General features: G+C 73.9%; 19 protein-coding genes, 1 tRNA gene and 1 riboswitch. Of the genes, 11 read left to right on the top strand and 9 right to left on the bottom strand.

Translation table 11 applies throughout. The features are described from left to right. The first annotated feature begins 227 nt into the window (after positions 1-227). Positions 228-755, top strand: a complete 528-nt coding sequence (locus tag ACZ7JA_RS08450; protein WP_351661318.1) for an NUDIX domain-containing protein — start codon at positions 228-230, stop codon at positions 753-755. A gap of 187 nt (positions 756-942) precedes the next feature. Then, entirely contained in the window at positions 943-1,722 is a 780-nt protein-coding gene (locus ACZ7JA_RS08445) for an SDR family NAD(P)-dependent oxidoreductase (protein ID WP_351661315.1), read from the top strand. A gap of 33 nt (positions 1,723-1,755) precedes the next feature. Here the strand turns inward: ACZ7JA_RS08445 and ACZ7JA_RS08440 are convergent, their stop codons facing one another. Together ACZ7JA_RS08440 and ACZ7JA_RS08435 are read right to left on the bottom strand one after the other, a co-directional pair. Next, positions 1,756-2,400 carry a GTP cyclohydrolase II gene (locus ACZ7JA_RS08440; RefSeq protein WP_389306358.1) on the bottom strand — a complete coding sequence of 215 codons (645 nt, stop codon included), beginning with the start codon at positions 2,398-2,400 and terminating at the stop codon, positions 1,756-1,758. 151 nt (positions 2,401-2,551) lie between these two features. After that, entirely contained in the window at positions 2,552-3,091 is a 540-nt protein-coding gene (locus ACZ7JA_RS08435; RefSeq protein ID WP_351661310.1) for a MarR family winged helix-turn-helix transcriptional regulator, read from the bottom strand. Between the two features lie 86 nt (positions 3,092-3,177). Between ACZ7JA_RS08435 and ACZ7JA_RS08430 the strand changes: the two genes are divergently transcribed. The 5 genes from ACZ7JA_RS08430 to ACZ7JA_RS08410 all read left to right on the top strand — a co-directional run bounded on the left by ACZ7JA_RS08430 (position 3,178) and on the right by ACZ7JA_RS08410 (position 8,386). Beyond that, positions 3,178-4,311 carry a dihydrofolate reductase family protein gene (locus ACZ7JA_RS08430; RefSeq protein ID WP_470807720.1) on the top strand — a complete coding sequence of 378 codons (1,134 nt, stop codon included), beginning with the start codon at positions 3,178-3,180 and terminating at the stop codon, positions 4,309-4,311. A 66-nt stretch (positions 4,312-4,377) separates the two neighbouring features. Then, positions 4,378-4,451: transfer RNA gene (locus ACZ7JA_RS08425), tRNA-Met, on the top strand. Between the two features lie 191 nt (positions 4,452-4,642). Beyond that, complete coding sequence (locus tag ACZ7JA_RS08420) at positions 4,643-5,839, top strand: PP2C family protein-serine/threonine phosphatase (protein ID WP_470807719.1); 1,197 nt, start codon at positions 4,643-4,645, stop codon at positions 5,837-5,839. 234 nt (positions 5,840-6,073) lie between these two features. Further along, positions 6,074-6,240: riboswitch (cyclic di-AMP (ydaO/yuaA leader) on the top strand. A 9-nt stretch (positions 6,241-6,249) separates the two neighbouring features. After that, the gene (locus ACZ7JA_RS08415) at positions 6,250-7,290 is read left to right on the top strand and encodes a M23 family metallopeptidase (protein WP_389306363.1); all 1,041 of its coding nucleotides are present in this window, start codon (positions 6,250-6,252) and stop codon (positions 7,288-7,290) included. Positions 7,291-7,438: 148 nt separating this feature from the next. Further along, positions 7,439-8,386: an aldo/keto reductase gene (locus tag ACZ7JA_RS08410; RefSeq protein WP_351661298.1), complete on the top strand. Its 948-nt coding sequence runs from the start codon at positions 7,439-7,441 to the stop codon at positions 8,384-8,386. Positions 8,387-8,411: 25 nt separating this feature from the next. On the opposite strand, the gene ACZ7JA_RS08405 is transcribed toward ACZ7JA_RS08410, so the two are convergent. From ACZ7JA_RS08405 to ACZ7JA_RS08390, 4 genes are all read right to left on the bottom strand, one after another. After that, complete coding sequence (locus ACZ7JA_RS08405) at positions 8,412-9,845, bottom strand: PrsW family intramembrane metalloprotease (protein ID WP_470807718.1); 1,434 nt, start codon at positions 9,843-9,845, stop codon at positions 8,412-8,414. Positions 9,846-9,903: 58 nt separating this feature from the next. Further along, entirely contained in the window at positions 9,904-10,749 is an 846-nt protein-coding gene (trmB, locus tag ACZ7JA_RS08400; protein ID WP_351661292.1) for a tRNA (guanosine(46)-N7)-methyltransferase TrmB, read from the bottom strand. An 80-nt stretch (positions 10,750-10,829) separates the two neighbouring features. Then, complete coding sequence (gene lhgO / locus ACZ7JA_RS08395; RefSeq protein ID WP_351662135.1) at positions 10,830-12,047, bottom strand: L-2-hydroxyglutarate oxidase; 1,218 nt, start codon at positions 12,045-12,047, stop codon at positions 10,830-10,832. Between the two features lie 60 nt (positions 12,048-12,107). Beyond that, positions 12,108-13,532 (bottom strand): MFS transporter, encoded by a 1,425-nt coding sequence (locus ACZ7JA_RS08390; protein WP_351661289.1) that lies wholly within the window; start codon positions 13,530-13,532, stop codon positions 12,108-12,110. 745 nt (positions 13,533-14,277) lie between these two features. Between ACZ7JA_RS08390 and ACZ7JA_RS08385 the strand changes: the two genes are divergently transcribed. Further along, positions 14,278-16,356 (top strand): asparagine synthase-related protein, encoded by a 2,079-nt coding sequence (locus ACZ7JA_RS08385; protein WP_351661286.1) that lies wholly within the window; start codon positions 14,278-14,280, stop codon positions 16,354-16,356. A 556-nt stretch (positions 16,357-16,912) separates the two neighbouring features. Here ACZ7JA_RS08385 and ACZ7JA_RS08380 read toward each other — a convergent pair. Together ACZ7JA_RS08380 and ACZ7JA_RS08375 are read right to left on the bottom strand one after the other, a co-directional pair. Beyond that, positions 16,913-18,793 (bottom strand): sigma-70 family RNA polymerase sigma factor, encoded by a 1,881-nt coding sequence (locus ACZ7JA_RS08380; RefSeq protein ID WP_470807717.1) that lies wholly within the window; start codon positions 18,791-18,793, stop codon positions 16,913-16,915. 248 nt (positions 18,794-19,041) lie between these two features. Continuing rightward, positions 19,042-19,869 (bottom strand): TetR/AcrR family transcriptional regulator, encoded by an 828-nt coding sequence (locus tag ACZ7JA_RS08375; RefSeq protein ID WP_470807716.1) that lies wholly within the window; start codon positions 19,867-19,869, stop codon positions 19,042-19,044. Between the two features lie 374 nt (positions 19,870-20,243). Here ACZ7JA_RS08375 and ACZ7JA_RS08370 point away from each other — a divergent pair, with 374 nt between their 5' ends. Together ACZ7JA_RS08370 and ACZ7JA_RS08365 are read left to right on the top strand one after the other, a co-directional pair. After that, the gene (locus ACZ7JA_RS08370; protein ID WP_351661277.1) at positions 20,244-21,623 is read left to right on the top strand and encodes an NAD(P)/FAD-dependent oxidoreductase; all 1,380 of its coding nucleotides are present in this window, start codon (positions 20,244-20,246) and stop codon (positions 21,621-21,623) included. 130 nt (positions 21,624-21,753) lie between these two features. Next, on the top strand, positions 21,754-23,406 hold the full coding sequence (locus ACZ7JA_RS08365) for an ATP-binding SpoIIE family protein phosphatase (RefSeq protein ID WP_389306372.1): 1,653 nt from the start codon (positions 21,754-21,756) through the stop codon (positions 23,404-23,406). A 25-nt stretch (positions 23,407-23,431) separates the two neighbouring features. Here ACZ7JA_RS08365 and ACZ7JA_RS08360 read toward each other — a convergent pair whose 3' ends face one another. Beyond that, positions 23,432-24,706, bottom strand: a complete 1,275-nt coding sequence (locus tag ACZ7JA_RS08360) for an MFS transporter (RefSeq protein ID WP_389306378.1) — start codon at positions 24,704-24,706, stop codon at positions 23,432-23,434. Positions 24,707-24,828: 122 nt separating this feature from the next. On the opposite strand from ACZ7JA_RS08360, the gene ACZ7JA_RS08355 reads away from it, so the two are divergent. Beyond that, positions 24,829-25,377, top strand: a complete 549-nt coding sequence (locus ACZ7JA_RS08355; RefSeq protein ID WP_389306374.1) for a MarR family winged helix-turn-helix transcriptional regulator — start codon at positions 24,829-24,831, stop codon at positions 25,375-25,377. The last annotated feature ends 383 nt before the right edge of the window (positions 25,378-25,760 follow it).

Below are 25,760 nucleotides of genomic sequence, written 5' to 3'. Positions count from 1 at the left end.
CCCCTGAGCAGGCACTAGGGCGTGACACGTTGAACGGCGCGGCGAGGCGGTACGAGACGCAATGAAGGGTCATCAGACTTTTAATCCATTGGTTGTGGGTTCGAGTCCCACAGGGCCTACGAAGGACCGCCCCCGGCTCGACGACACACCGAGCCGGGGGCGAGCCGTTTCCCGGGGTTCTCCGCCTCCGCCGGCCGGTGCCCGGCGGCCCGTCGAAGGGACTCGCCGTGACCCAGCCGCACACCGACGGCCGGCCCGGGGCCCTGCTCCCGGCCCTCGCGTCCATGACCCTGCTGGCCGCCGCCGTCATCGTCCACGACCGGTCCGCCGGCCGGGTGGTCCTCCTGCGGCGCGGCGAGCGGGCCAAGTTCGGGCGAGGCCTGTGGGACCTGCCGGTGGGCAAGAGCGAACCGGGCGAGCCGGTCACCGCCACCGCCGTGCGCGAGCTGTACGAGGAGACCGGCCTGACGGTGCGGCCCGAGGCGCTGGAGGTCGCGCACCTCGTCCACGGCGCCCGGGGCGCCGAGGCTCCGGACGGCTATCTCACCGTCGTCTTCGCCGCCCACGAGTGGACCGGGGAGCCCGAGAACCGGGAACCGGCCAAGCACGCCCAGGTCCGCTGGACCGGCGTCGACGAGCTGCCCGAGGACTGCGTGCCCTCGGCCCGCCGCGCACTGCGCGGGTACCTCGGCGGCGGCGTCGGGGTGTCGCTCCACGGGTGGGGCGGTCCCGCACAGCCGCCCGGGGGGTCCTAGGCCGTGTCCGCGAAGTCGCGCCTGCGTCACGACGCCCCAGTACGCACTCTCGCCGCACCGGCCGAAAGCCCGAGTACACCCAGTACGAGGGCATCCGGCCGGCACCCCGAGAGCACGCACCGGACGCCGCGACGCCAGCCCTGCGGGCGAACGACGCGACTTCGCGGTCACGACCTAGAGTGCGGGGATGAGTTCGCGGGCGTATCTGTCGGAGCTGTTCTCGCTGGACGGTCTGGCCGCCGTGGTGACCGGGGGCAGTTCCGGCATCGGGCGCGCCGTCGCCGGCGCCCTGGCGCGCGCCGGGGCGAGCGTGGTGGTGGTGGCGCGCGGGGAGGAGCAACTCGACGCCACGGTCCGGGAGCTGGCGGCCGACGGCTGCCGGGCGGCCCGGGTGAGCGGCGACCTGAGCACCCGCGCGGGGGTGCGCGCCGCGGCCGAGAAGGCGGCCGGGGTGTTCGGCGAGCCCGACATCCTCGTCAACTGCGCCGGGATCAATCTGCGGCCCCCGATGGGCGAGGTGGGCGAGGACGTCTGGGACGCCACCATGGCGGTCAACCTGGAAGCGCCCTTCCTGCTCGGGCAGCGGTTCGGACCCGGCATGGCCGAACGCGGCTTCGGGCGGATCGTCCACGTCACCTCCCAGCAGGCGCACCGGGCGTTCGTGCAGAGCGGCGCCTACGGCGTCTCCAAGGGCGCGCTGGAGTCGCTGGCCCGGTCCCAGGCCGAGGCGTGGTCGCCGTACGGGGTCACCTGCAACACGCTGGTGCCCGGGTTCGTCATGACGCCGCTCAACGCGCGTCTGTCGTCCGACCCGGAGCGGGTGGCGGAGCTCGCCGCCCGCACGATGGTGGGGCGCAACGGCCTGGCCGAGGACTTCGCGGGCGCCGCGGTGTTCCTGGCGAGCCGTGCCTCCGCCTACGTCACCGGCCAGTCCGTCTTCGTCGACGGCGGCCTCTCCGTGCACTAGTCCGGGACCGCCCGGACCCGGGCAGGCCCGCGTTCAGCCCGCGCTCAGTTCGGGCAGCAGGTCCAACTCGCCGAGCGGCAGCGTGTGCTGGGTCTGCAGGACCTTCGCGCGCAGGTAGCGGACGTTGTGGGCGGTGGTGAAGACGCCGGTCGGCACCCGGTCCCGGACGAGTACGCCGAGCGAGCGCAACTGCTCCGCCTTGTCCGGGTTGTTGGAGAGCAGGTCCAGCTCCCCGATGCCGAGCGCGCGGAGCATCTGGGCGGCGGCCGTGTAGTCGCGGGCGTCCTCGGGGAGGCCGAGCGCGGCGTTGGCCTCGTAGGTGTCGAGGCCCTGGTCCTGCAGGGCGTAGGCGTCGAGCTTGTTGTACAGGCCGATGCCGCGCCCCTCCTGGCGGAGGTAGAGCAGCACGCCTCCGCGCTCGGCGATGCGCTCGACCGCCTCGCGGAGCTGCGGCCCGCAGTCGCAGCGGGCCGAGCCGAAGACGTCCCCGGTCAGGCACTCGGAGTGCAGCCGCACCAGCGGAACCGCGCCGGGCTCGCCGAGGACGACGGCGACGTGCTCCTGGCCGTCGTCCAGGCCGTGGAAGGTGACGAGTTCGGCGTCGACGCGGTAGCCGTCGTGAAAGTGCAGCGGCACCCGCACGCGGGCGCGCTGGGTGGCGGCGGGGGTGTCGGACATGCGGGCCTCCGGGTTCCGTCCCTGGGCATCTGCTTCAGATTTGAAGCAGTAGCTCAATCCCGGACACTACCTCATGCTTAAAAGTTCAAGCAACGGATTTCGCGCGGGTCGGCTTCGCGGGCTCCGCGCCCGGACCGCCCGGGGCCAGGGCTCAGGAGCGGGGCGGCTCGGGCGGCTGTCCCGGACAGGGCGACGACCGCCGCCGCCAGGGCACGTCCTCCGGCGCGGCCCCCGTCTCCTCCCCCTCCAGCACCCGGGCCACCCCGGCGCAGATCTCCTCCAGCTGCCCCACCTGCTCGGGCGTGAGCCGGTCGAACAGGGTCGTGCGGACCGTCTCGACGTGCCCGGGTGCCGTACGCTCCAGCACGGCCGTGCCCTCCGGCGTCAGCACCGCGAGACTGCTGCGCCGGTCCTGGCTGCAGTCCTCCCGGCGCACCAGCCCGTCCCGCTCCAGCCTGGTCACCGCGTAGGTCAGCCTGCTGCGGGTGATCTTCAGGGTCTCGGCGAGGTCGGTCATGCGCAGTCGCCGGCCGGGCGCCTCGGAGAGGTTGGCCAGCACGGAGTAGAACAGGTGGGGCATGCCGGCCTCCTGCTGGAGCTGCCGGTCGATGGCGTCCTCCAGCAGCCGGGAGGCGGCGATGTAGGCGCGCCAGGCGCGCTGCTCCTCGGGAGTGAGCCAGCGGGTCGTCATGCCGCCAGTGTAGGTTTGTTTCAAACTTGAACCAAGATTCGAATGTGAACAAGGCTCCGCCGGGGTCTTCGCGAGGGAGCGCGCCGATGCCGTACCCGTACGTCCTGCTGTCCGCCGCCGTCTCCCTCGACGGCTATCTGGACGACACCGGCCCCGACCGGCTGCTGCTCTCCGGCCCGGCCGACTTCGACCGCGTCGACGAGGTGCGGGCCTCGGTGGACGCCATCCTGATCGGCGCCGGCACCATCCGCGCCGACAACCCCCGGCTCCTCGTCAACTCGCCCGCGCGCCGCGCCGCCCGGGTCGCCGAGGGCCGCCCGGCGTACCCGCTCAAGGTCGCCGTCACCGCCTCCGGAGACCTCGACCCGGCCGCGAACTTCTGGCACACCGGCGGCGAGAAGGTCGTGTACAGCACGGACCGGGGCGCCCAACGGGCCGCCCGCGTCCTCGGCGGGACCGCCGACGTGGTCCCGCTCGGCCCCGAGCTCGACTGGCGCGCCCTGCTGGCCCACCTGCACGATGTGCGCGGGGTGCGGCGCCTGATGGTCGAGGGCGGCGGAACCGTCCACACCCAGCTCCTCCAGCAGGGCCTCGCCGACGAACTCCAGCTCGTCCTCGCCCCGCTGTTCGTCGGCGACCCGGCCGCCCCGCGCCTGTTCGGCCCGGGCGGGTACCAGGGCGGCCGGCTCCGGCTCACCGAGTCCCGCCGGATCGAGGACGTCGTCCTCATGCGCTACGAGCCCACCGCCCCCGGCGCCGGCCCCGCGCCGGCCGCCGCCGACCGGCGCTGGCTGGCCACCGCCTGCGAGCTGGCCGCCCTGTGCCCGCCCTCCCGCACGGCGTTCAGCGTCGGCGCGGTGGTGGTGGCCGCCGACGGCGCCGAGCTGGCCCGCGGCCACTCGCGCGAGGGCGGCGACCCCGTCGTGCACGCCGAGGAGGCGGCCCTGGCCAAGCTGGACCCCGCCGACCCCCGGCTGCCCGGCGCCACCGTCTACAGCAGCCTGGAGCCCTGCTCCCGCCGCGCCTCCCGCCCCGCATCCTGTGCCGAGCTGATCCTGCGCGCGGGCGTGCGTCGGGTGGTCACGGCCTGGCGGGAGCCGGACACCTTCGTGCCCGGCGCCGACGGCGCCGGAGTGCTGGCGGCGGCCGGCGTGGACGTCGTCCTGCTCCCCGAGTACGAGGGCCCGGCCAAGGCGCCGAACGCCCATCTGCTGCCCTGAGCGGCGCCGCGCGGAAACGTGTGTGCGGAGCACCCCCGGACATGACGTATGCTTGAGACACAACGACGCGGGGTGGAGCAGCTCGGTAGCTCGCTGGGCTCATAACCCAGAGGTCGCAGGTTCAAATCCTGTCCCCGCTACTGAAGACTCAGGGCCGGAATCCAGTTCATGGATTCCGGCCCTGAGTGCTTTCCGTCGCCTGTCCGCACGGCCGCCCCATGGAAGCCGAGTGGCGTACGTCACAGCAGGTCATCCGCTCGGGCCACAGCGGTCGCCCGCCTCCCGCGCCCCCGCCACGCTGGTCTCACGTCGAGGACACGGGAGACCAGCAGTGCGCCCTGGTGAGGTGGAGGACAGCCCGTACGCCAGGGCGGGCGGCCGGCTCCCCAGCGGACCCGTTCCGGACCCGGACCCGGACCCGGTCCTCGGCGCCGGCCGCGCGCCGCTGCCCCCGGAGCGCCGCCGCTCCGCCGGGCGCAGCCTGCCCCACGCCCTCGCCCTCCTGCTCATCGCCGGCGGGCTCCTGTACGACCTGCTGACCCCGCGCGAGTTCACCGCCGTGCCCTTCTTCACCGCCGCCCCGCTGGTCGCCGCACCCCTGACCTCGCTGCGCACCACGCTCCTCACCGGACTGGCCGCACTGGGCGCCACCTATGCGGTGCACGCCCACTTCGGCCCCGGCCTGGACGTCAACACCGTCACCCAGGTGGTCACCGTGGCCACGGTCGCCCTGCTGGCCGTCGTCATCAACCGGGTCGTACGCCTCGGCGACCGGCGGCTCGCCTCCGTCCGGGAGATCGCCGAGGCCGCCCAGCGGGCCGTGCTGCCCGAGCCCGCTCCCCGTATCGCCGGCCTCGACATCGCGGCCCGGTACGAGGCGGCGCAGGAGGGCGCGTCCATCGGCGGCGACCTGTACGCGGTGCAGGACGGCCCGTACGGCGTGCGGCTGGTCGTCGGGGACGTGCGCGGCAAGGGCATGGGCGCGGTCGCCGCCGTCGCCGTGGTGATCGGGGCGTTCCGGGAGGCCGCCGAACAGGAGCCCACGCTGGAGGCGGTGGCCGGGCGGCTGGAGCGGGCGCTGGCCCGCGAGGGCGCCCGGCGCGACGGGGCGGACGCGCTGGAGGGCTTCACCACCGTCGTCCTCGCCGAACTGCCGCCCGACGAAGGGGTGGTGCGGATCGTCAACCGCGGTCATCCGCCGCCCCTGCTGCTGCACGCCGACGGCGCCCTGCACGTCCTGACCGCGGGCGAGCCCGCGCTGCCGCTCGGCCTGGGCGAGCTCGGCCGGCGCCCCGACCGCGCGGCCGAGTCCCGCTTCCCGGCCGGCGCCACCCTGCTGCTCCACACCGACGGCCTCACCGAGGCCCGGGACGCCCACGGCCGGTTCTACGACCCGGTGCGCCGGCTCGCCGGCCGCCGCTGCACCGACCCGCGGACCCTGCTCACCCGGCTCGCCGCGGAGGTCAGACGGCACTCCGGGGGCGGCATGGCGGACGACATGGCACTGCTCGCCGTACGCCGGCCCTGACCCGAGGTGACCGAAAGTGATCGGATGGAAGCCCTCCGCTTGCCCGCTGAGTCACCATCAAAAACCTCGTGACTCCTGAATGCCGGTCAACTCGCCCGTTTTCCACGGCCGCGCGGCGTACGTCCACCCCCGGAAACGTTAATGATCAAGCCGAACGGCTTGGAATCTCACACGTGAGTCTATTAACGTTCGATAACGCAGCGCGGTCGTCCCAGCCGTCACAAGAGGCGGCTCCGTGCGCACGCGCCGAATCCCGCAAGGGAACCGGGGAACCACCACCTTGGGGTGAATCACGCGGATGCCACCGTGAACCGATCCGGTTCCCGGTACGTATACGCGCGTAGGAGACCTTCCTGCTCCGAACCCGTCAGCTAACCCGGTAGGCGGAGGAAGGAAAGGAGTGCGCCCGCGTGGCGTCCAACCGGCCTGCCCCCGAAGCCCCATACGTGCCCAGCCAGCCCGACACCGAAACGTTCGGCTACGGCGGCTACCGCGCCGAAGAGGGCCCCTGGGAGGAGTGGAACCCCACCGAGGAGTCCATCCGCCCCGTACGCGGCCGGCACCGCGTCGCCAAGCAGCGCGGCGGCGGACTCGCCCGCAGCTCCACCGTCCTCGGCGTCGGCGTCATAGCGGCCGTCGGCGCGGGCGGCATGGCCAGCGCCCACACCGGCAAGCCGCCGGTGTCCATCTCCATGCCCGATCTGCCGTCCGTCGGCTCCCTGTTCGGCGACGACCACGCCGAGGCGGCCGAGGCCACCACGGCTTCCCTCAGCACGGTCGGCACCACCGCGGCCGCCGAAAGCGACCAGGGCGGCTCCGACGCGGGCGAGACCCTGCGCAGCCGGATCATGGCCCAGGCCGAGCAGCAGCAGAGCAAGGCCGACTCCAAGGCCGCCGCGGCAGCGGCGGCCGCCGCCGAGAAGCAGGCCGCCGACGCGGCCGCCAAGGCGAAGGAGGAAGCCGCCGCCAAGGCCGCCGAGGCCAAGAAGGAGGCCGAGGCCGCCGCGGAGAAGAAGGCGGAGGCGGAGCGGCTGGCCGAGCTGGCCAAGCAGTACACGCTGCCGACGTCCTCGTACACGATCACCTCGACGTTCGGCCAGGCCGGCTCGATGTGGTCCTCCGGCTACCACACCGGTCTCGACTTCGCCGCGCCCACCGGCACGCTGATCAAGGCCATCCACAGCGGCACCATCACCGAGGCGGGCTGGGCCGGCTCCTACGGCTACCGCACCATTCTCACCCTCGACGACGGCACCGAGCTGTGGTTCTGCCACCAGTCCTCGATCAGCGTCTCCGTCGGCCAGAAGGTCAGCACCGGCGACGTCATCGGCCGCGTCGGCGCCACCGGCAACGTCACCGGACCGCACCTGCACCTGGAGGTCCACCCCGGCGGCGCGGCCACCGGCATCGACCCGATGGCGTGGCTGCACGGCAAGGGCCTCAACCCCTGATTCCGGCCCGGGCCCGACCCGGCCCGGCGCCGCGCACCGTCTTCCCGGCGGCCCCGACTCCCCTTGGAGTCGGGGCCGCCGGTCTTGTTCACACACCGTTCGCGTGAATCCGGAATGGGCGGTATGGGGTTGATCGTTGTAACAGGGCATGACTGTTTCCCTGCGCAAGATCGGCTCCTCCGACCTCGAGGTCTTCCCGCTCGCCCTCGGCGGCAACGTCTTCGGCTGGACCGCCGACGAGAAGACCTCCTTCGCCGTCCTCGACGCCTACACGGCCGCGGGCGGCAACTTCGTCGACACCGCCGACTCCTACTCGGCGTGGATCGAGGGCAACGAGGGCGGTGAGTCGGAGACCATCATCGGCAAGTGGCTCAAGGCCCGCGGCAACCGCTCCGACGTCGTCGTCGCGACCAAGGTCAGCCAGCACCCGCAGTACCAGGGGCTGAGCGCGGCCAACATCAAGGCCGCCGCCGACGCCTCCCTGCGCCGCCTGGACACCGACTACATCGACCTCTACTACACGCACTTCGACAAGCCCGAGGTGCCGGTGGAGGAGATCGTCGGCGCCCTGGACGAGCTGGTGAAGGCGGGCAAGGTCCGGCAGATCGCCGCCTCCAACATCAGCCCCGAGCGGCTGCGGGCCTCCCTCGACTTCTCCGACCGCGAGGGCCTGGCCCGCTACGTGGCCCTCCAGCCCCACTACAACCTGGTCTCCCGCGACACCTACGAGGGCCCGCTGCAGGACCTCGCCGCCCGCGAGGGGCTCGCCGCGGTCCCGTACTTCGCCCTCGCCTCGGGCTTCCTGACCGGCAAGTACCGCCCCGGCACGACGGTCGACAGCGCCCGCGCCGGCTCCGCCGCCAAGCACCTCGACTCCGAGCGCGGTCAGCGGGTGCTCACGGCCCTGGACGAGGTCGCCGGAGCCCACGACGCCCCCGTCGCCACGGTCGCCCTCGCCTGGCTGGCCGCCCAGCCGACGGTCACCGCCCCCATCGCCTCGGCCCGCACGGTGGAACAGCTCCCCGCGCTGCTGGGCGTGGCGGAGCTGCGGCTCACCCAGGAGGAAGTGGACCGCCTGAACCAGGCCTCCGCCTGACCCCGGCCGGAGGGCGGACGCCCGGTCAGGACCGGTACGGGTTGTACCCGGGGTACCCGGGCGGCGGCGCGGACGGGTTCCCGTAGGGGGCGGGCGGGTTCGGCGCCGCGCCGTACGGCACCGGCGGATATCCGTACGGGACACCCTGGTGCCCGTACGCCCCCGGGTGTCCGTACGCCGCCGGGCGGCCTGCGGGCATCGCCGGATACCCGTACCGCGCCCAGTACGCCGAGGCCGCCGGCACCGGGGCCACGGTCCTGGCCGCGTGCTCCAGCGCCGGCCGGGCCACCTCCCGGCGCCGCCACAGCTCGGCGAGCAGCTCCTGCTCCCGGACGGCGGAACCGGCGCCGGCCCGGCCCCGGCGCCCACGGTGCCGCAGGAAGGCGAGCGAGGTGGCGTACGCCTCGTACTGCGCGACCGCCCGCGCGGCGGGCCGCCCGCCGAGGTGGCGGCGGGCGTGGTCCCGGGCGGCGCGGCGCGCCCGCATCGACCCGAGGACGAACGGTTCGGCAGGCCCGAGCCACCCGGCGTACACGTACGCGGGCAGCTCCTCCCGCACGGTCCGCAGCTCGCGCTGCCGGGTCCAGACCGCCAGCCAGGTCAGCAGCCCGAACGCGGGGAGCATGAAGGCGGCGTAGACGGCGAGGAACCCGACCCGGCCGAAGGTCGCGGAGCCGTTCCACAGGGCGTGCATGCCCATCGCCAGCAGCAGTCCGCCGAGCGGGACCAGGGCGCGCCGGGCCCGGCCGCGTTCGGTGGAGAGCGCGGCGAGGCCGAAGCCGATGCCGGTGAGCACGGTGAACAGGGGGTGCGCGAACGGCGACATCACGACGCGCACGAAGAAGGTGGCGGCGGTGACGGAGGCGATGCCGTGGCCGCCGCTGAGCTGGTCGGTCCCGAAGGCCGTGCCCAGGTAGAGGATGTTCTCGGTGAACGCGAAGCCGGTGGCGGTGACCCCGGCTATCACCACGCCGTCGACGATCCCGGTGAAGTCCCGTCTGCGGAAGAGGAAGACCAGCAGCACGGCAGCGGCCTTCGCGGACTCCTCCACGACGGGCGCTATCAGGGTGGCGCCCAGGGTGTCGGCGCCGGCCGGATCGGCGGTCGAGGTGGCTATCCACTTCGTCGCGAAACTGTTGGCGACGATGGCGATCAGCGCCGCCGCGCAGGCGCCCCAGGCGAACGCGAAGACCAGGTTCCGCCAGGGGCCGGGTTCGACCCGGTCCAGCCAGCGGAAGGCGGCCAGGAGCCACGGCACGGGCAGCACGGCGAGGCCGAGCCCGACCAGGAAGCCCTGGGTACCGGTCTGGCGGCGCACCAGCGCCAGGATGACCAGGCCGGACAGCGCCAGCAGCGTGATCAGCGCCCCGTAGCGCACCCACCGGCGCTGCCACCAGTGCGGGTGCGTTCCGCTTCCGGGACCGGGGGAGTAGCTCGGGGACGGAGGACTGATGGCCACGGCATCGACCCTAACGGTGACCGGGGGAAGGGGCTGGTGCTGGTCGGGAGTACCGGACCTAGCGATCCCGGTGCGGTACGCGGCGGAAGAGGAGATCGTTCACCACGTGTCCCTTTTCCAGCCCCTGTCCCTCGAAACGGGTCAGCGGCCGGAACGGCGGACGGGGCGCGAAACCGCCGTCGGCCCGGGTGTTCTCGAAGTCCGGGTGCGCCGTGAGCACCTCGAGCATCTGCTCGGCGTACGGCTCCCAGTCGGTCGCGCAGTGCACGACCGCCCCGGGCCGCAGCCGGCTCGCGGCCAGCGTCAGGAACTCGGGCTGGATCAGCCGCCGCTTGTGGTGCCGCTTCTTGGGCCAGGGGTCGGGGAAGTACACGCGCAGCCCGTCGAGCGAGTCGGGCGCGAGCATCTCCCGGATCAGGATGATGGCGTCGCCGTTGGCCACCCGGACGTTGGACAGCCCGGCCTGGTCGGCGAGATTGAGCAGGTTGCCCTGGCCCGGGGTGTGCACGTCGACGGCGAGGATGTTGGTGCCGGGGTCCCCGGCCGCCATCCGCGCGGTCGCCTCACCCATGCCGAACCCGATCTCCAGCACGACGGGACCGTCGTCGCCGAACAGCTCGCCGAGGTCGATGACCCGCTGCCCGTCGATGTCCAGGCCCCACTTCGGCCACAGCCGCTGCAGCGCGTCGGCCTGCCCGGCCGTGACCCTGCTCCGCCGGGGCTGGAAGCTCCGGATCCGCCGCTCGAAGTGCGATCCGGCCGGGTCGGCCCTGGGCCCGTCGGGGAACCGCGGCTCCCCCTTGGCCCGGCTGTGCCGCACGGACACACCGGGGACGTGCGAGGGCCGCGGCGCGGCGGCGGTCTCGGACCGGGGGGCTTCGGGGAGGTTCAGCGAGTCAGACACAGTGACACCGATTTTACGGCGGTGGCGCGAGGTCCCGGGACGCCGCCCGAGGCGGCGGGCGGCGTCCCGGTGCCCGGGCGTCACAGCGCCCCGAGCATGTCCAGCGCGCGGCGGCCGATCTCCCGGCCGATCGGCAGCGAGGCGGTCGCCGCGGGGGACGGGGCGTTGAGCACGTGCACCGCCCGGTTCCCCTCCCGGATCAGGAAGTCGTCCACCAGCGTCCCGTCCCGCAGCACCGCCTGCGCCCGCACCCCGGCGGGGGCGCGCACCAGGTCCGCCTCCTCGACGGCCGGCAGCAGTCTGCGCACCGCCGTCAGGAACGCCCCCTTGGACACCGACCGGCGCAGCTCCCCGGCCCCGTACCGCCAGTGCCGCCGGGCCATCACCCACGACCCCGGCCACGCCACCGTCCCGGCCAGCTCCCCGGGCCGTACGACCCCCCAGCCGTAACCCTCGCGGGCCAGGGCGGGGACCGCGTTCGGCCCGATGTGCACGCCGCCGTCGATCCCCCGGGTCAGATGCACCCCGAGGAACGGGAACGCCGGATCGGGCACCGGGTACACCAGCCCGCGCACCAGCTCCGGCCGCGCCAGCTCGTAGTACTCGCCCCGGAACGGCACGATCCGCACCCCGGGCTCGTCCCCGGTCAGCCGCGCCACCTCGTCGCAGTGCAGCCCGGCGCAGTTCACCAGCACCCGGCCCCGCACGACGTCCCCGGCCGCGGTCAGCACGGCCACGCCCCGCTCCGGGCGCCGGTCCACCCGGACCACCCGCGCGCCGTACCGGATCTCCGCCCCCGACGCCTGCGCGAGCTGCCGGGCCACGCCGACGAAGTCGCACACGCCCGTCGTGCCGACGTGGATCGCGGCCAGCCCGCGCACCTCCGGCTCGTACTCGCCGATCTGCGCGGCGCCCAGCTCGCGGACCTGGATCCCGTTCTCCCGGCCGCGCTGCGCGAGCGCGTGCAGCCGGGGGAGCTCGTCCCGCCCGGTGGCGACGATCAGCTTGCCGGTGACGGCGTGCGCGATGCCGTACTCGGCGCAGAACTTCACCATCTCGGCCGCGCCGCGCACGGCGAACCGCGCCTTGAGCGAGCCCGGCCGGTAGTAGACGCCGCTGTGGATCACCCCGCTGTTGCGCCCGGTCTGGTGCCGGGCGGGCCCCGGCTCCTTCTCCAGCACGGTCACCCGCGTACCCGGCGCCGCCCGCGTGATCGCGTAGGCCGTCGACAGGCCGACGATGCCGCCTCCGATCACCAGCACGTCGCAGTCGTACGCACCCTCACGCACCCGCACCACCTCCCGGCTCCGATAGTGCACTGCGCCACTGACAATGCCTTCAAACCCGGATCGGCGGTCCTATGCCGGAGCCACCAGCAGCGGCCGGGCCCGCTCGCGCAGCTCCACCACCCGCGGCTCGTCCCCGTACGGCTCCAGCCGGTGCAGCAGGTCCTTCACGTACTCGGTGGTGCGCGCGGAGGAGATCCGCCCGGCCACCTCGACGGCCCGCACCCCCTGCTCGCAGGCGGCGTCCAGATTGCCCGACTCCAGCTCGGCGACGGCGGACACCACCAGGCGCAGCCCGTGCGACCGCACGAACTCCTCCGTCGGCTTCGACAGCGCCTGCTCGGTGAACCGCCGCACCTGGCGCGGCGCCTTCAGATCGCGGTAGCACTCCGCCGCGTCGGCGGCGAATCGGTCATAGCCATAGAAACCAAGCCAAGAAGGGTCGTTGTCACCGTCCCGGGACCGCTCGAGCCAGCTCTCCGCCGCCTTCAGCGCCGCGCCGGCGGCCGGCGCGTCCCCCGCACGCGCGTGCGCCCGCGCCTCCACCAGCCGGAAGAAGCTCATGGTGCGGGCGGTCGCCAGCCCCCGGTTGCGCTCCAGGGCCGCCTGCGCCAGGTCGACGCCCTCGTCGCCGAAGCCTCGGTACGTCGCCTGCAGCGACATGGAGGCCAGCACGTACCCGCCGAGCGGGACGTCCGCCGCCGCGCGGGCGAGACGCAGCGCCTGGATGTAGTACCGCTGGGCCGCCTCCTGCTGCCCGGTGTCGAAGGCCATCCAGCCGGCCAGCCGGGTCAGTTCGGCGGAGGCGCCGAACAGGGCGCGGCCCACCTCGTCCGAGTAGGAGCCGAGCAGCAGCGGCGCCGCCTCCACCCGCAGACACTCCGGCACCATGGACGAACGCCAGTCGCCGCCCCCGTACTTGGAGTCCCAGCGTCTGGCGTCCTCGGCGGCCTCCCGCAGCTTCTGCACATCGCTGTGGCCGACTTTGAGCGGTGCGCCGGAGCCCTCGGCGGAGTTCGCCTCCCGCGCGACCGAGCTGTCGGCGGGGGTTATCAGCCACCGGGACGCGGGCGTCGCGTACGCGGTCACCGCGAACGACCCCGCGAGGGACTGCCAGATGCCGCCCGAGCCGGCCCGGCGGCCGGCCAGGTCGAGCCGGTACAGCTCGGTGGCCGACCGCACCGCCTGCCCCACGTCCCGGGGGAAGGCGAGGCCCACCTCCGGCGCTGGATCGGCGTCCGCCAGCCCTATCTCGTGGAGCGGCACCGGACGGCCGAGCTTCTGGCCGATGGCGGCCGCGATGAGGTGCGGCGCCGCGCCCTGCGGCACCATCCCCTTCGACACCCAGCGCGCCACCGAGGTCTTGTCATAGCGAAGCGTCAACCCGCGTTGGGCGCCAAGGTCGTTGACGCGTCGCGCGAGTCCCGCGTTGCTGATTCCCGCGAGGGCGAGAACGGCGCCGAGTTTGTCGTTCGGCCCGCGTTGCTCCCTGGACATGCGTCACCCCTCGACACAGACGGCTGCCGCGCTGGCATAACCGTGCGGCATTCGTAAACCCAGCGTAGTTCGCCGCATCCCAAGCGTTAAGGGGCATTGTTCCGGATGGCGGGATTGTGGTCCGTACGGGAGTACGGTCCTGTACGCACCGTGCACGAGGCGTCGCGGCGTGCCCCCGCACGTGTGGCCGTGCGCCCGCCCGTGCGCTCTTCTCCGGCCATCCGGGGAGCGGTTCCATGGCAGTCGCGTGGGTCGGCCCGCTGTACTGGATCCAGTGGGCTGGGGGACACCGCCGCCTTCATCCCCGCGGGTGGCGGACCGGTCCGGGGGGCGAAGACCGCCTCCCGGACCGTGCGCGCGCCCGTACGTACAGGCCTTGCGCAGGCCTGTACGGAGCGTGCTCAAACCCCTGAGCCTGTCACTTATTTGGCTGAAAACAGCCCCCGCCCCGGTTGAGCGAATACCGCTCCCACCACGGGACTTGAGGGCGTGAAGGGCGTTTTCGGGGCGCACGCAGGGGGCGCATTCGCGTCGCACCGCTGGCGTGCACTCCCGCCACCGCCGCCCGACCGACCGGGTGTTCACCCACCGGCGCGCAACCGGTACTCTGCCGCCCCCTGCGACTTCCGGCACCGGTTTCCCTCGATCGAAGGCGGCGTCACCGCGCCTCCGTGGCGCGTTCTTCATGGCAGCATGGGTCCGGTTCGTACGGTGCACTGGTTGTCCACGCTGTGTGGAGGCGTCGATGCGGTGGTTGGTGGGTTGGAGCAGCACCGCCGCTGGCGTCGCCGGAATCGGCTCCGCCGGCGCCACCGGACACGACGGCGAGACGCTGCACCCGGTCGGCTCCCACCTCCTGTGGGGCGACCCCGACCCGCTGTGGGCCGTCGGCGACTGGCGCCCCGACGAGGTGCGCGTGGTGCACGCCGACGCGCAGAACCGCATCGCCGTCCTCGGCACCTGCGGCGCCACCGACGAAGAGCTGCGGCGCGGCCTGTTCACCGCGCGCGGGGGCGCGCTGCGCCATCTGACCGCCTGGCCGGGCAGCTACACCGCCGTCGTCCAGGTGGGCCGCCGCATCACCGTCTGCGGCGACCTCGCGGGCGCCCGCCCCGTCTTCCACGCCCCCTGGGCCGGCGGCACGGCCTACGCCACCGCCGCGCTGCCGCTCGCCGACCTCATCGAGGCCAACCTCGACTTCGGCCACCTCGCCGCCCTCCTCGCCGCCCCCGACGTACCGGCCGCGCTGCGCGACACCACCCCCTACGAGGGCGTGCGGCGCGTGCCGCCGGGACACGCGCTCGTCCTGCGCGCCGGAGCACGCGAGATCACCGGCTACGAGCCGGTCGCCTCCCTCGCGGTCGCCGCGCCCCCCGCCGACCCGGACGTCGCGGTGGACGCCGTACGGGACGCCCTCGTCGAGGCGGTGCGGACACGGCTGTCGGCGCCCCGGCACGTGCCCGACCTCGACCCCGGGCCGGTGCCCGGCATGGGACCGGCCGAGCGGCGGGCCGCGCGCGGGATGCCCGTGCCCGGCATCGGCGCCGACCTGTCCGGCGGCCCGGCCTCCGGCACCCTCGCCCTGCTGGCCGCCGGGCTGCCCGGCAGGCCCGGCACGCTGCTCGGCCACGGCACGGGCGCCGGGGAGCGGCTGCTCGCCGTCACCTTCAACGACCTCGCCGTCCGCGGCCGCGAGTCCGAGGTCGAACGCGCCGGCGCCCTCGCGGCCAACCCGCGCCTGCACCACGTCGTGGTCACCGGAGGCGAGGAGAGCCTGCCGTACGCCGATCTCGACGGCCCCCTCACCGACGAACCGGGCCCCTCCCTGGTGACGGCCGCCCGCCACCGCGCCCGCCTCGCCGCCGGCAGCGCCGACCACTTCACCGGACACGGCGCCCGCCAGGTCCTGGACGCCCACCCCGCCCGCCTCGCCGACCTCCTCCTGGACCGCAGACGGCGCCACCTGGTCCGGCCGGTCGCCGCGCTCGCCCGGGCCGACGGCTCGGTGATGGTCCCCGCCCGTGTGTACGGCGCCGCCCGGCGACTGGCCCGCACCCCGTACCGGACGGGCCTGGAACTGCTCGCCGAGCGGCTGATGCGCCAGCGCTTCGACGAGCCCAAGGGCGCGGTCGGCGCCTCCCTCGCCGGGCTCACCTGGGCGAGACCCGGCCCGGCGGCCCGCTGGCTGACCGGGGAGGCACTGGCTGAAGTATCGGTTCTGCTGCAGGGGGAGGCGGACCGGTCCGCCCTCGGCTCCGGCCAGCGTCCCGGCGACTACCGCGCGCGTGCCGCCCTCGCCCGCCACGCCGCCGACCTCCGCGTCCTGGAGCAGGCCGCCGAGGTCCGCTCCCAGCGGCTGCACGCGCCCTTCCTCGACAACCAGGTCGTCCGCGCCTGCCGCGCCCTCCCCGAGGCCCTGCGCGTCCAGCCCGGCGCCCGCGCCTCCGTCCTGCGCAGGGTGCTGGAGGGCGCCGGCGTCACCGACCTCCCGCCCGGCTGGGGCGCCCCGTCCCAGGCCTCCTCGGCGGCGGCCACCCGCGCGGGCCTGCGCCTCGCCGCCGACGACCTGATGGACCTGTTCGCCACACCCCTGCTGGCCGACGCCGGCCTGGTGGAGGCCCGGGTGATCCGCAAGGCCGTCCGCGCCGCCGCGATGGGCGAACCCCTCCCCCTGGACGGCCTGGCCGACCTGACCGCCCTCGAACTCTGGCTCCGCCGCCTGCTGTCCCGCCGAGGCACTTGCTGGACCGGCACCCCAGCCCGAGCCCGAGCAGTCCCCTCAGGAATCCAACCCCGCAAAAACGCCCTGGCCTCCGGCGCTTGAACCGTGTCCGGGGGAAGGGGAGACACCGGGGGACTGCGGCCCCCCGAGCCCGCGCAGCCACCGACACTCGAGCCGCTCAGCTGCTGGCATGCATGCAGCCAGGGGCGGCGCCCACCCGGCAGCGGCCGATGAGGCTGCGTGGTCCCGCCCCAGCTGCGGGCTCCCGAGTGCTAGGGCCAGCGCCCACCCCCAGCCGGCTGACGGCATCGGGCTCGCCCCAGCTGCGGGCATGCGTGCCGCTAGGGGCGGCACGGGTGGGCGCAGCGGTGCCTCTCTGGCGCCGGTGCGCGACCAGGCCCCCGGCCCAGCGTGGCTGGGGGCGCTGAGCGAGCACCGGTTCAGCGGATCCCCGAGCAGCGGTGCCTCTCCGGCGCCGGTGCGCGTCCCGGCCCCCGGCCCAGCGTGGCTGGGGGCGCTGAGCGAGCACCGGTTCAGCGGATCCCCGAGCAGCGGTGCATCTCCGGCGCCGGTGCGCGACCAGGCCCCCGGCCCACCGTGGCTCAGGGCACCGAGGAAGCATCGGCTCAGTGAACCCCCGAGCACCGGCGCCCCCGCCTCAGCAGCTGAACCGCGCCTCCGCCCAGTCCGCAAGCGCCACCCGCCCGAACCCCGGACCCCCCGGCGACACCACCAGCCGCACGCGCTCCCGCCCGGTGAGATCGACATGCACGGGCACCGCCGCGTCCCGCCCCGCGACCACCCCGGACCGCCACACCGGAACCCCGTCGGCGTACACGGAGAACACGACCTCACCGAGACCGAGAGTCATGTCGTCGACCCCGACGAGCGCGTCGTACGCCGTGCACCGGCGATTGAGGTCCACGACCACGGACGACCCACCGTGCACGCTGACACCCCGCGCGTACCGCTTCCCGCCGACGGACATCCCGTACCGCTGCCACACCCAGCTGCTCCCCCACAGCCGCATCTCCGGCGCGGTCCCGTCGCCGTTGACGTCGTAGCGCAGACGGCTCCACTCGTAGACGACGGGAGCCGGCGGAGGAGGCGGAGCCGGACTGGGAGTGGCCGTCGGACTCGGATCGGGACCCGGCGTCGAAGTGGGCCGCGGAGCACCCGTCGGCGCGGGAGAGGGAGCCGAGGAGACCGGCGTCGGACTCCTCCGGGAGGCCGGCACCACCGGCGGCGCGACCGGCGGCCTCCTCGGGGCGGAAGTCGGCGCGGCCGACGACGCGGGAGGCGACGCGGACGCCGACGGCGCCGGCGTCGTCACGGCGGGAGCCGACGGCGACGGCCCGGCCACCTCCCGCCCCGGACGGCCGTCGTTCACCAGGGCCAGCGCCACCGCCGCCGCGGCCACCGCGACCACACCGGCCGCGATCCCGGCCTTCACCGGCACCCCGAGCCCCTCGGCGGCGGCCGCCCCACCGGCCCCCGAACCCCCGGCGGACCCACCGGCCGCTGCGGCCCCGGCGGCGCCCGCCCCGGCGCCCCCGGCGATGATCGCGAGGACCTTCCCGTACCCGGCGGCCCCGAACCAGCCGATGACGGCGACCGGCACAACCGCCGGGATACCGCCTGCGACCTCCTCGACCTGCGCGGCCGCCAGCCGGCACCTGGCGCACTCCTCCAGGTGCTTGCGCAGCCCCCGCTCGGCGCGCAGCCGCAGCTTGCGCCGCGCATAGGTGCCGAGCTGGTCGGCGTAGCGCGCGCACTCCTCGTCAGCGGTCAGCGCCGCGCTGACATGGGCCTGGAGATAGGCCTGCTTCAGCCCCTCCCGGGCCCGGCTCGCCAGCACCCGGGTGCCGTTGGCGTCCAGCCCGAACAGAACCGCCACGTCACTGGGCGACTCGTCCTCCACCTCGGTGTGCCAGAGCACCGCCTGCCAGCGCTCGGGCAGCGAGCGGAAGGCCCGCAGCGCCATGGACTGCTCGGCCTCGTGCAACGCGCGCACATCGGCGCCCACGTCCACCGAGTCGTCAGCGGCCCCCTCCGAGGGCCGCGCGGCCTGCTCGGCGAACACGGCGAAGTCGTCGACGAGCCGCTCGCGCCGGGCGGACCTGGCCCAGTGCGCGGCCACGCGCCGCACCGAGGTCAGCAGATAGGCGCGCACCGCGTACTCGGGCCCCGCACCGCCCCGTACCGCCTGAAGCATCGCGGCGAAGACCTCGGCGGTCAGGTCGTCCGCGGTGTGCGCGTCACGGCAGCAGGTACGGGCGTAGCGCCGCACGGCGTCGGCGTGCCGCCGGTACAGCTCCGCGTAGGCGGAGTCGTCGCCGCCGCGCATCCGGTGGATCAGCTCACCGTCCGCGGGCGGCGTCCGCCGGGCCGAGGGCGCCCTGCCGTCCCGCTGCGCGGGCACACCCGCCTCGACCGGCGCCCCGGCCGGCCCGCCCTGTTTCGGCACCTGCGGCGAGGTCAGTCCTCCGGTCTCGGAGTCACCGTCCCCACGCGGCTCGTCCCGCCCGTCAACGCCCATCGCGCAAAGCCCCCGAAACCGGCACAGCCCAACCCGTCACCGGCTCAGGGTGCCACAGCGGCGATCTCCGCAGTACCAGGCGTCACCCGAACGAGAAATTCGGCCTCCCAGCGCCCAGTTGGCGCCGAACTACCCCCGCCCGCGCACACCGCGCGGGCCACCCGCACCGCCCGGCCGCGAAGGCGCACCGCGGTGCGGGTGGGGCAGACCCGCCGCCGCGGACGCGGGGCGGGGGACGGCCGCCGCCACTACGCCGGCCGGGACCGGAGCCCCTCCAGCAGGATGTCCAGCAGCCGCGCCGAAGCCGCGGCCTGCTGCGCCGCGTCCGGCAGCGAGGGAGCCGCCGTGGCGATCACGAGCAGCACGTCCGCCACGGACACGTCCGTCCGCAGCTCGCCCGCCTCCCGGGCCCGGTCCACCAACTGCCCGACGACCTCGAGCAGCGCGCCGACCCCGGCGTCGTCGGCCACGGCCGCGGACGCCTCCTCAGGCACCAGCCGCAGCTCACCGCCGCCCGGCTGCACCCGCTGCTGCGGCACCCGGAACTCGTCGCCGGAGCCGACCGGACCCACCGGACCCACCGGACCGCCCGCACCGACCGCGCCCACCACTCCGACCGGGCCGGCCGAGTCGCCCGCACCGGCGGAGCCGACCCGCAGCACCTGCGGCGGCAGCAACCGGCCCGCGCCGGACGCCACGGACGTCCGCAGGAAGCGGGACAGCGCCGACCAGGGCTCGTCCTCCTGCCCGAGCGCGGTCCGCGCCTGCTCGGTCAGCCGCGCGGTCTCCTCCTCGGCTATCCGCCGGACCAGCACGTCCTTGCTCGGGAAGCGCCGGTACACCGTGCCGACCCCGACCCGCGCCCGCCGTGCCACGTCCTCCATCGGCGCGCCGTACCCCAGCTCGCCGAACACCTCACGCGCCGCGCGCAGCACGTGCTCCAGATTGCGCTGCGCGTCCACCCGCAGCGGCGTCGTGCGCGCCGAGTCCGCGCGCCCGCCATGCGCCGCGCTCACCGCCGTGCCGCCGGAGGCGAGAGCGGCTGCCGACGACCAATGAGTGTCCTGAACATGCATGTGTTCCCCCGGTAAATGACGTCTCCCCCCGGAGACTCCCCGCCACTGAAACGGAGTGCGCGGACCTGGCATCGGTCCCGAGCGGAACCGCCTTCGCGGACCCGTTCGGCCACATCCCCTACACCCCGTCGACACACGAACATAGTTGAGAGACAGTCAATTCAGAAGGGGCAGGTTCCGCACAGTGCGCCCCTCGATCGGACTACGGGCCGGTTACGCCCCGATACAGACCCTTCGCCCCCTCTGGGCCGCCCCTGCTGACCTGCCCGCTTCCTCCCCGCCCGGACAGCGCGCGCCGACGCCCGCACCCCCGCTCGCCGGTCACACAAATTGCCGGGGCTGTGGACAAACAAGAGCGCCGGGTGCGTCATGGGATGGTGAAGGAACGTGCGCGCATTCTGGTTGTCGGCGGCGGCTACGTCGGGATGTACACGGCCCTGCGCCTGCAGCGAAGGCTGAAGCAGGAGCTCAGGCGGGGAGAGGCCGACATCACCGTCGTCACTCCCGACCCCTATATGACGTATCAGCCGTTCCTCCCCGAGGCGGCCGCGGGCTCCATCTCCCCGCGCCATGTCGTCGTACCGCTGCGCCGCGTCCTGAACCACTGCCACATCGTCGTCGGCGAGGTCACCTCCATCGACCACGCGGTGCGCACCGCCGCCGTCTCCACCCTCGCCACCGCCGAGGAGGGCCGGACCGCCGAGCTCGTCGGCTACGACGAACTCGTCCTCGCCCCCGGCTCGGTCGCCCGCACCCTGCCCATCCCCGGCCTCGCCGAGTACGGCATCGGCTTCCGCACCGTCGAGGAGGCCATCGGACTGCGCAACCACGTCATCGAGCAGATGGACATCGCCTCCTCCACCCGTGACCCCGCGGTCCGCGACGCCGCCCTCACCTTCCTCGTCGTCGGCGGCGGCTACGCCGGAGTCGAGGCGCTCGGCGAACTGCAGGACATGGCCCACTACACGGCGCGCTACTACCACAACCTCCGCCCCGAGGACATGAAATGGATCCTCGTCGAGGCCTCCGACCGCATCCTTCCGGAGGTCGGCGAGGAGATGGGCCGCTACACCGTCACCCAGCTGCGCCGGCGCAACATCCAGGTCCTGCTGGACACCCGCCTGGAGTCCTGCGCCGACCGCGTCGCCGTCCTCAGCGACGGCCAGCGCTTCCCGACCCGCACCCTGGTGTGGACGGCCGGCGTCAAACCGCACCCGCTGCTCGCCGCCACCGACCTGCCCCTCGACGCGCGCGGCCGCCTGAAGTGCACCGCCGAACTGACCGTCGACGGCGCCCCGCACGCCTGGGCCGCGGGCGACGCCGCGGCCGTCCCCGACGTCACCGCCGCCGAACCCGGCGCCCACACCGCACCCAACGCCCAGCACGCCGTCCGCCAGGCAGCGGTCCTCGGCGACAACATCGCCCACGCGCTGCGCGGCGAGCCCCTGGAGACGTACGCCCACAAGTACGTCGGCTCGGTGGCGTCCCTCGGCCTGCACAAGGGCGTCGCCCAGATCTACGGGCGCAAGCTGAAGGGCTACCCTGCCTGGTTCATGCACCGCGTCTACCACCTCAGCAGGGTGCCCACCTTCAACCGCAAGGCCCGGGTCCTGGCGGAATGGACGCTCGCCGGACTCTTCAAACGGGAGATCGTCTCGCTGGGCTCGCTCGAACACCCGCGCGCGGAGTTCGAACTCGCGGCCGGTGGAAAGCCTCCCCACAGCCCCTCCGACGACCCGAAGGGGTCGTCCTGACCGCGCCCGGGAACTCCACGGGCCGCCCCGGCGTCTGACGGATGTCGCCGCGGACGGCCACCTGCCAGACTGCCCCACGTCCTCGGACGGGCACCTGCCCGCCCACAGCACCCACGAGGCTTTCCTCACTGTGAACTTCACGCGTTGGAGCGCCCGGCTCCCCGGAACGCAGCGCCGCACCGCCGCGCGCACCGACACCGCGGTACCGCCGGACCGCCGGGGGGAAGGCTCCGTGCCCATGGCCCGCGCCGGACAGCCGGCCGACGGGGCCCCGCCGGTGCCCGCCGTCGACGATCTGCCCGCGCGCGACGTCCTCGACCGCGTCCCGGCCCTCGTCGCCCTCGTCCACGGCCCCGAGCACCGCATCGCCTACGTCAACGACGCCTACGCCTCGGCATTCGGCCTGCGGCCACCGGGCGCACCCGCCCGCGAAGGCCTGCCCGAACTCGCCGAACTCGGCCTGCTCCCGCTCCTCGACCAGGTGCTGCGCAGCGGCAGACCCCGCACGCTGAAGTCCCGCAAGGCCGTCGACGGCCGCTCGTACACGTTCACCTGCACCCCGGTCGCGGTCACCGAGGACGGGGACCGCGACGCCGGCGTACTCGTCTTCGCCACCGACGTCACCGACCACGCCGAGGCCGCCGAGCGCCTGCGCGCCAGCGAGCGCCGCCAGCGCGAGACCGCCGTCACCCTCCAGCGCTCCCTGCTCCCGCAGGAACTCGAACAGCCCGACGACCTCCGCGTCGCCGCCACCTACCAGCCCGGCGGCACCGAGGCCGCCGTGGGCGGCGACTGGTACGACGTCATCACCCTCGGCGGCGGCCGCACGGCCCTGGTGATCGGCGACGTCATGGGCAGAGGCGTGCGGGCGGCCGCCGTCATGGGCCAGCTCCGCACCGCGGTACGGGCCTACGCCCGCCTCGACCTCCCCCCGCACGAGGTGCTGCAGCTCCTCGACGGCCTCGCCACCGAGATCGACGCCAACCAGATCGCCACCTGCGTCTACGCCGTCCACGACCCCAACGAGGGCCGCCTGGTGTACGCCTCCGCCGGCCATCTGCCGATCCTGGTCCGCGACGAGAGCGGCACCGTGCTGCGCGCCGACGAACCGACCGGCCCGCCGCTCGGCACCGGCGGCTGGATTCACGCCTCCGGCTCGATCGCGCTGGGCCCCGGCTCCACGGCGGTCCTCTACACCGACGGACTGGTCGAGCGGCGGGACGAGGACCTGGACGAGGGCATCGCCTCCCTGGAGCGCGCCCTGTCCGGCGCGACCGGCACCCCCCAGGTCGTCTGCGACCGCCTGGTCCGCTCGGCCGGCGTCACCGCCGACCACGACGACGACGTGGCCGTCCTCGTCCTCCAGCACCCCGCGCGCAAGGGCCCCCAGGGCGACCTCTTCCGCAACGCGGCCCTGGAACTCCTCGGCGGAGTGGAAGCGGCCCCCCGGGCGAGAGCGTTCGCCTCGGGCGTCCTGACGAGCTGGCGCTTCCCCGCCGAACTGCACGACCTGGGCGTCCTCGCCACCAGCGAGCTGGTCGCCAACAGCCTCCAGCACGGCACACCCCCGATGCGGCTGCGACTGCGCCGCACCGACCGCCGCCTGATCATCGAGGTCACCGACGGCGACGACCACCTGCCTCGCCGCCGCCAGGCGGAACCGGCCGACGAGTCGGGCCGGGGCATCGCCATCGTGGCCACCATCGCCTCCGCCTGGGGTTCACGAAGAACCCCAGGCGGAGGCAAGGCGGTGTGGTGCGAGTTCCTGCTGCCGAAGGACTAGCGGCCGTCGGCGGTGCGCGCGGTGGTTACGCCTCCGCGACGACCGGCTCGGCAGCCGCACCCCGGGCCACCACCCGGCTCCTCGCGGCGGCCCAGGGCTGGTCCTGCGCTACCGTCAGCCCGCGCCCCAGCCGCAACGCCAGCACCGTGATCCCCAGTGAGAAGAGCACGAACGTCACGATGTACGGCGCGTGCAGCGAGGCGCCGAGCGGGCCGCCCACCGCCGGCCCGACGGCCAGGGCCAACTGCTTGACCAGGGCGAAAGCCGAGTTGTACTGCCCGGCCATCCCCTCCGGCGCCAGATCGGCCACCAGCGGGGCGACCGTCGGCGACAGCATCGCCTCGCCCAGACCGAACAGCGCGTACGTCGACACGAACGCCGCCGTCGCCATCTCCTGGCTGCCGTGCCCGAGCCCCGCGTACCCTGCCGCGATCCAGGCCACGGCCCAGACCAGTCCGACACCGGCGATCACCCGTGACCGCCGGCGCCGCTCGACGAACTTCAGCACGGCGAACTGCGCGACGACGATCATCAGGGTGTTCGCGGCCAGCGCGGTACCGAGCGCCGAGGTCGATATCCCCGCGGCCTCTACGCCGTAGGCGCTCAGACCCGACTCGAACTGCCCGTAGCAGGCGAAGAACAGCACGAAGCCCAGCACGCACAGCTGCACCATCACCCGGTTCCCGAGCAGCCGCCGCCAGCTTCCCCGCGTCCCGGCGGAGGGAGCGTCGGCGATGCGCGGCGAGTGCGGCATCCGCACGCTCGCCATCACCGCGACCAGCAGCAGGAACATCCCCGCCTCGATCGCGAACAGCAGGGTGAAGGAGGAGACCCGGGTGGTGTCGACCAGATGGCCGCCTATCAGGCCGCCGACGCCCAGTCCCAGGTTCTGCAGGAAGAACTGCATCGCGAACGCCCGCGACCTGGTCTCCGCCGTGGAGCAGTCCACGATCATCGTGGCCAGCGCCGGCTGCATGACGGCCTGCCCGGCGCCGAGCGCCGCGGCAGACAGCAGTACGGCACCCGCGTTGCCCGCGAGTCCCAGACCCAGCGCGCCCAGCGCGGCGGTGACCAGAGCGGCGAGCAGAACCGGCAGCGGGCCACGGCGCACGATCGCCCGGCCTGCGAACGGCAGCACGATCAGCGCGGCCACGGCGAAGACGGCGAGCACGAGACCCGCCGTCATGGACCCCAGGCCCCGCACCTGCGCCACATAGACGTACAGGTAGGGGACCGTGAAGCCGAGCCCGAAAGCGCTGAGTGCGTTGCCCACGTGGATCCGGCGCATCGCTGCGCCCATCGCCCTGGTCACGTTCACCTCTCTCACAAGTTAGGAGTGAAGACTTCGAAGCTAAAGTTCGAAGCTAAAGAGTACACATTCAAGGACTTCAAGGCAAAGGGACGTCGTGCCATACTGCGGCCATGGCCGACACGCCCGGCGTCACGGAGCCGACCCTCGAAGAACAGATCGCCGCTTACCAGCGCGAGTTCCAGGACCTCGACCCCCAGGTCGAGAAGATCGTGTCGGCGCTGTCCAGGCTGAACCGCCGTATGAACGTCGCCTACGGCCGCCAGACCGCCGACCTAGGCATCAGCAACGCCGAGTGGGAGGTCCTCAAGGCCCTGGTCCTCTCCGGCGCTCCCTACCGCCTGGGCCCCAGCGAACTGGCCAAGCGCCTCGGCCTCACGCCGGCCGCGATGACCCACCGGATCGACCGCATGGTCACCGAGGGCCTGGTCACCCGTGAGCGGGACGAGACCAACCGCGTCCGGGTGATCGTCGAGCTGACTCCCGAGGGCCGCGAGAAGTGGCTGGAGGCGATGCGCCTCGCCACCGTCTTCGAGGAGGAGCTGCTCCAGGACCTCAGCCCCGGTGAGCGCACCGTGCTCGGCGAGGTGCTGACGAGGCTCCTGCGCCGGGTCGAGCACGCCCAGCCGGACGCCGGCGGCCGGCTCAGCGACTTGGACTGAGCCCGACAAAAGATCTTGACAGGGAGTGCTTGACACCCCCCTGCCCGATCCGTAAAGTTCTTCGGGTTGCCGCGGAGCCGTAACGGTTCCTCGACGACGCCTCCGCCGCCTCGAGCGGCACCTCACACCACCAGCACGATCTCCCTAGGGATTGTTTTAGGCATGCCTGAATTCAATTCGAATAGGGACTCGACGGCCCGATTGGGAATCGCCGAGCGGATCCGCTAAGGTTTGAGACGTCGGAACGGCCCAACGGCCGCGAGGACAAGCCCCGCTGACTGGGGGTCAGACGCCGAAAGGATCTGATAGAGTCGGAACCGCCGGAAAGGGAAACGCGAGAGCGGGAACCTGGAAAGCACCGAGGAAATCGGGTCGAGAAAAGA

Source organism: Streptomyces sp. NPDC038135, assembly GCF_055601245.1.
This window is presented reverse-complemented; position numbering and strand designations above follow the sequence as displayed.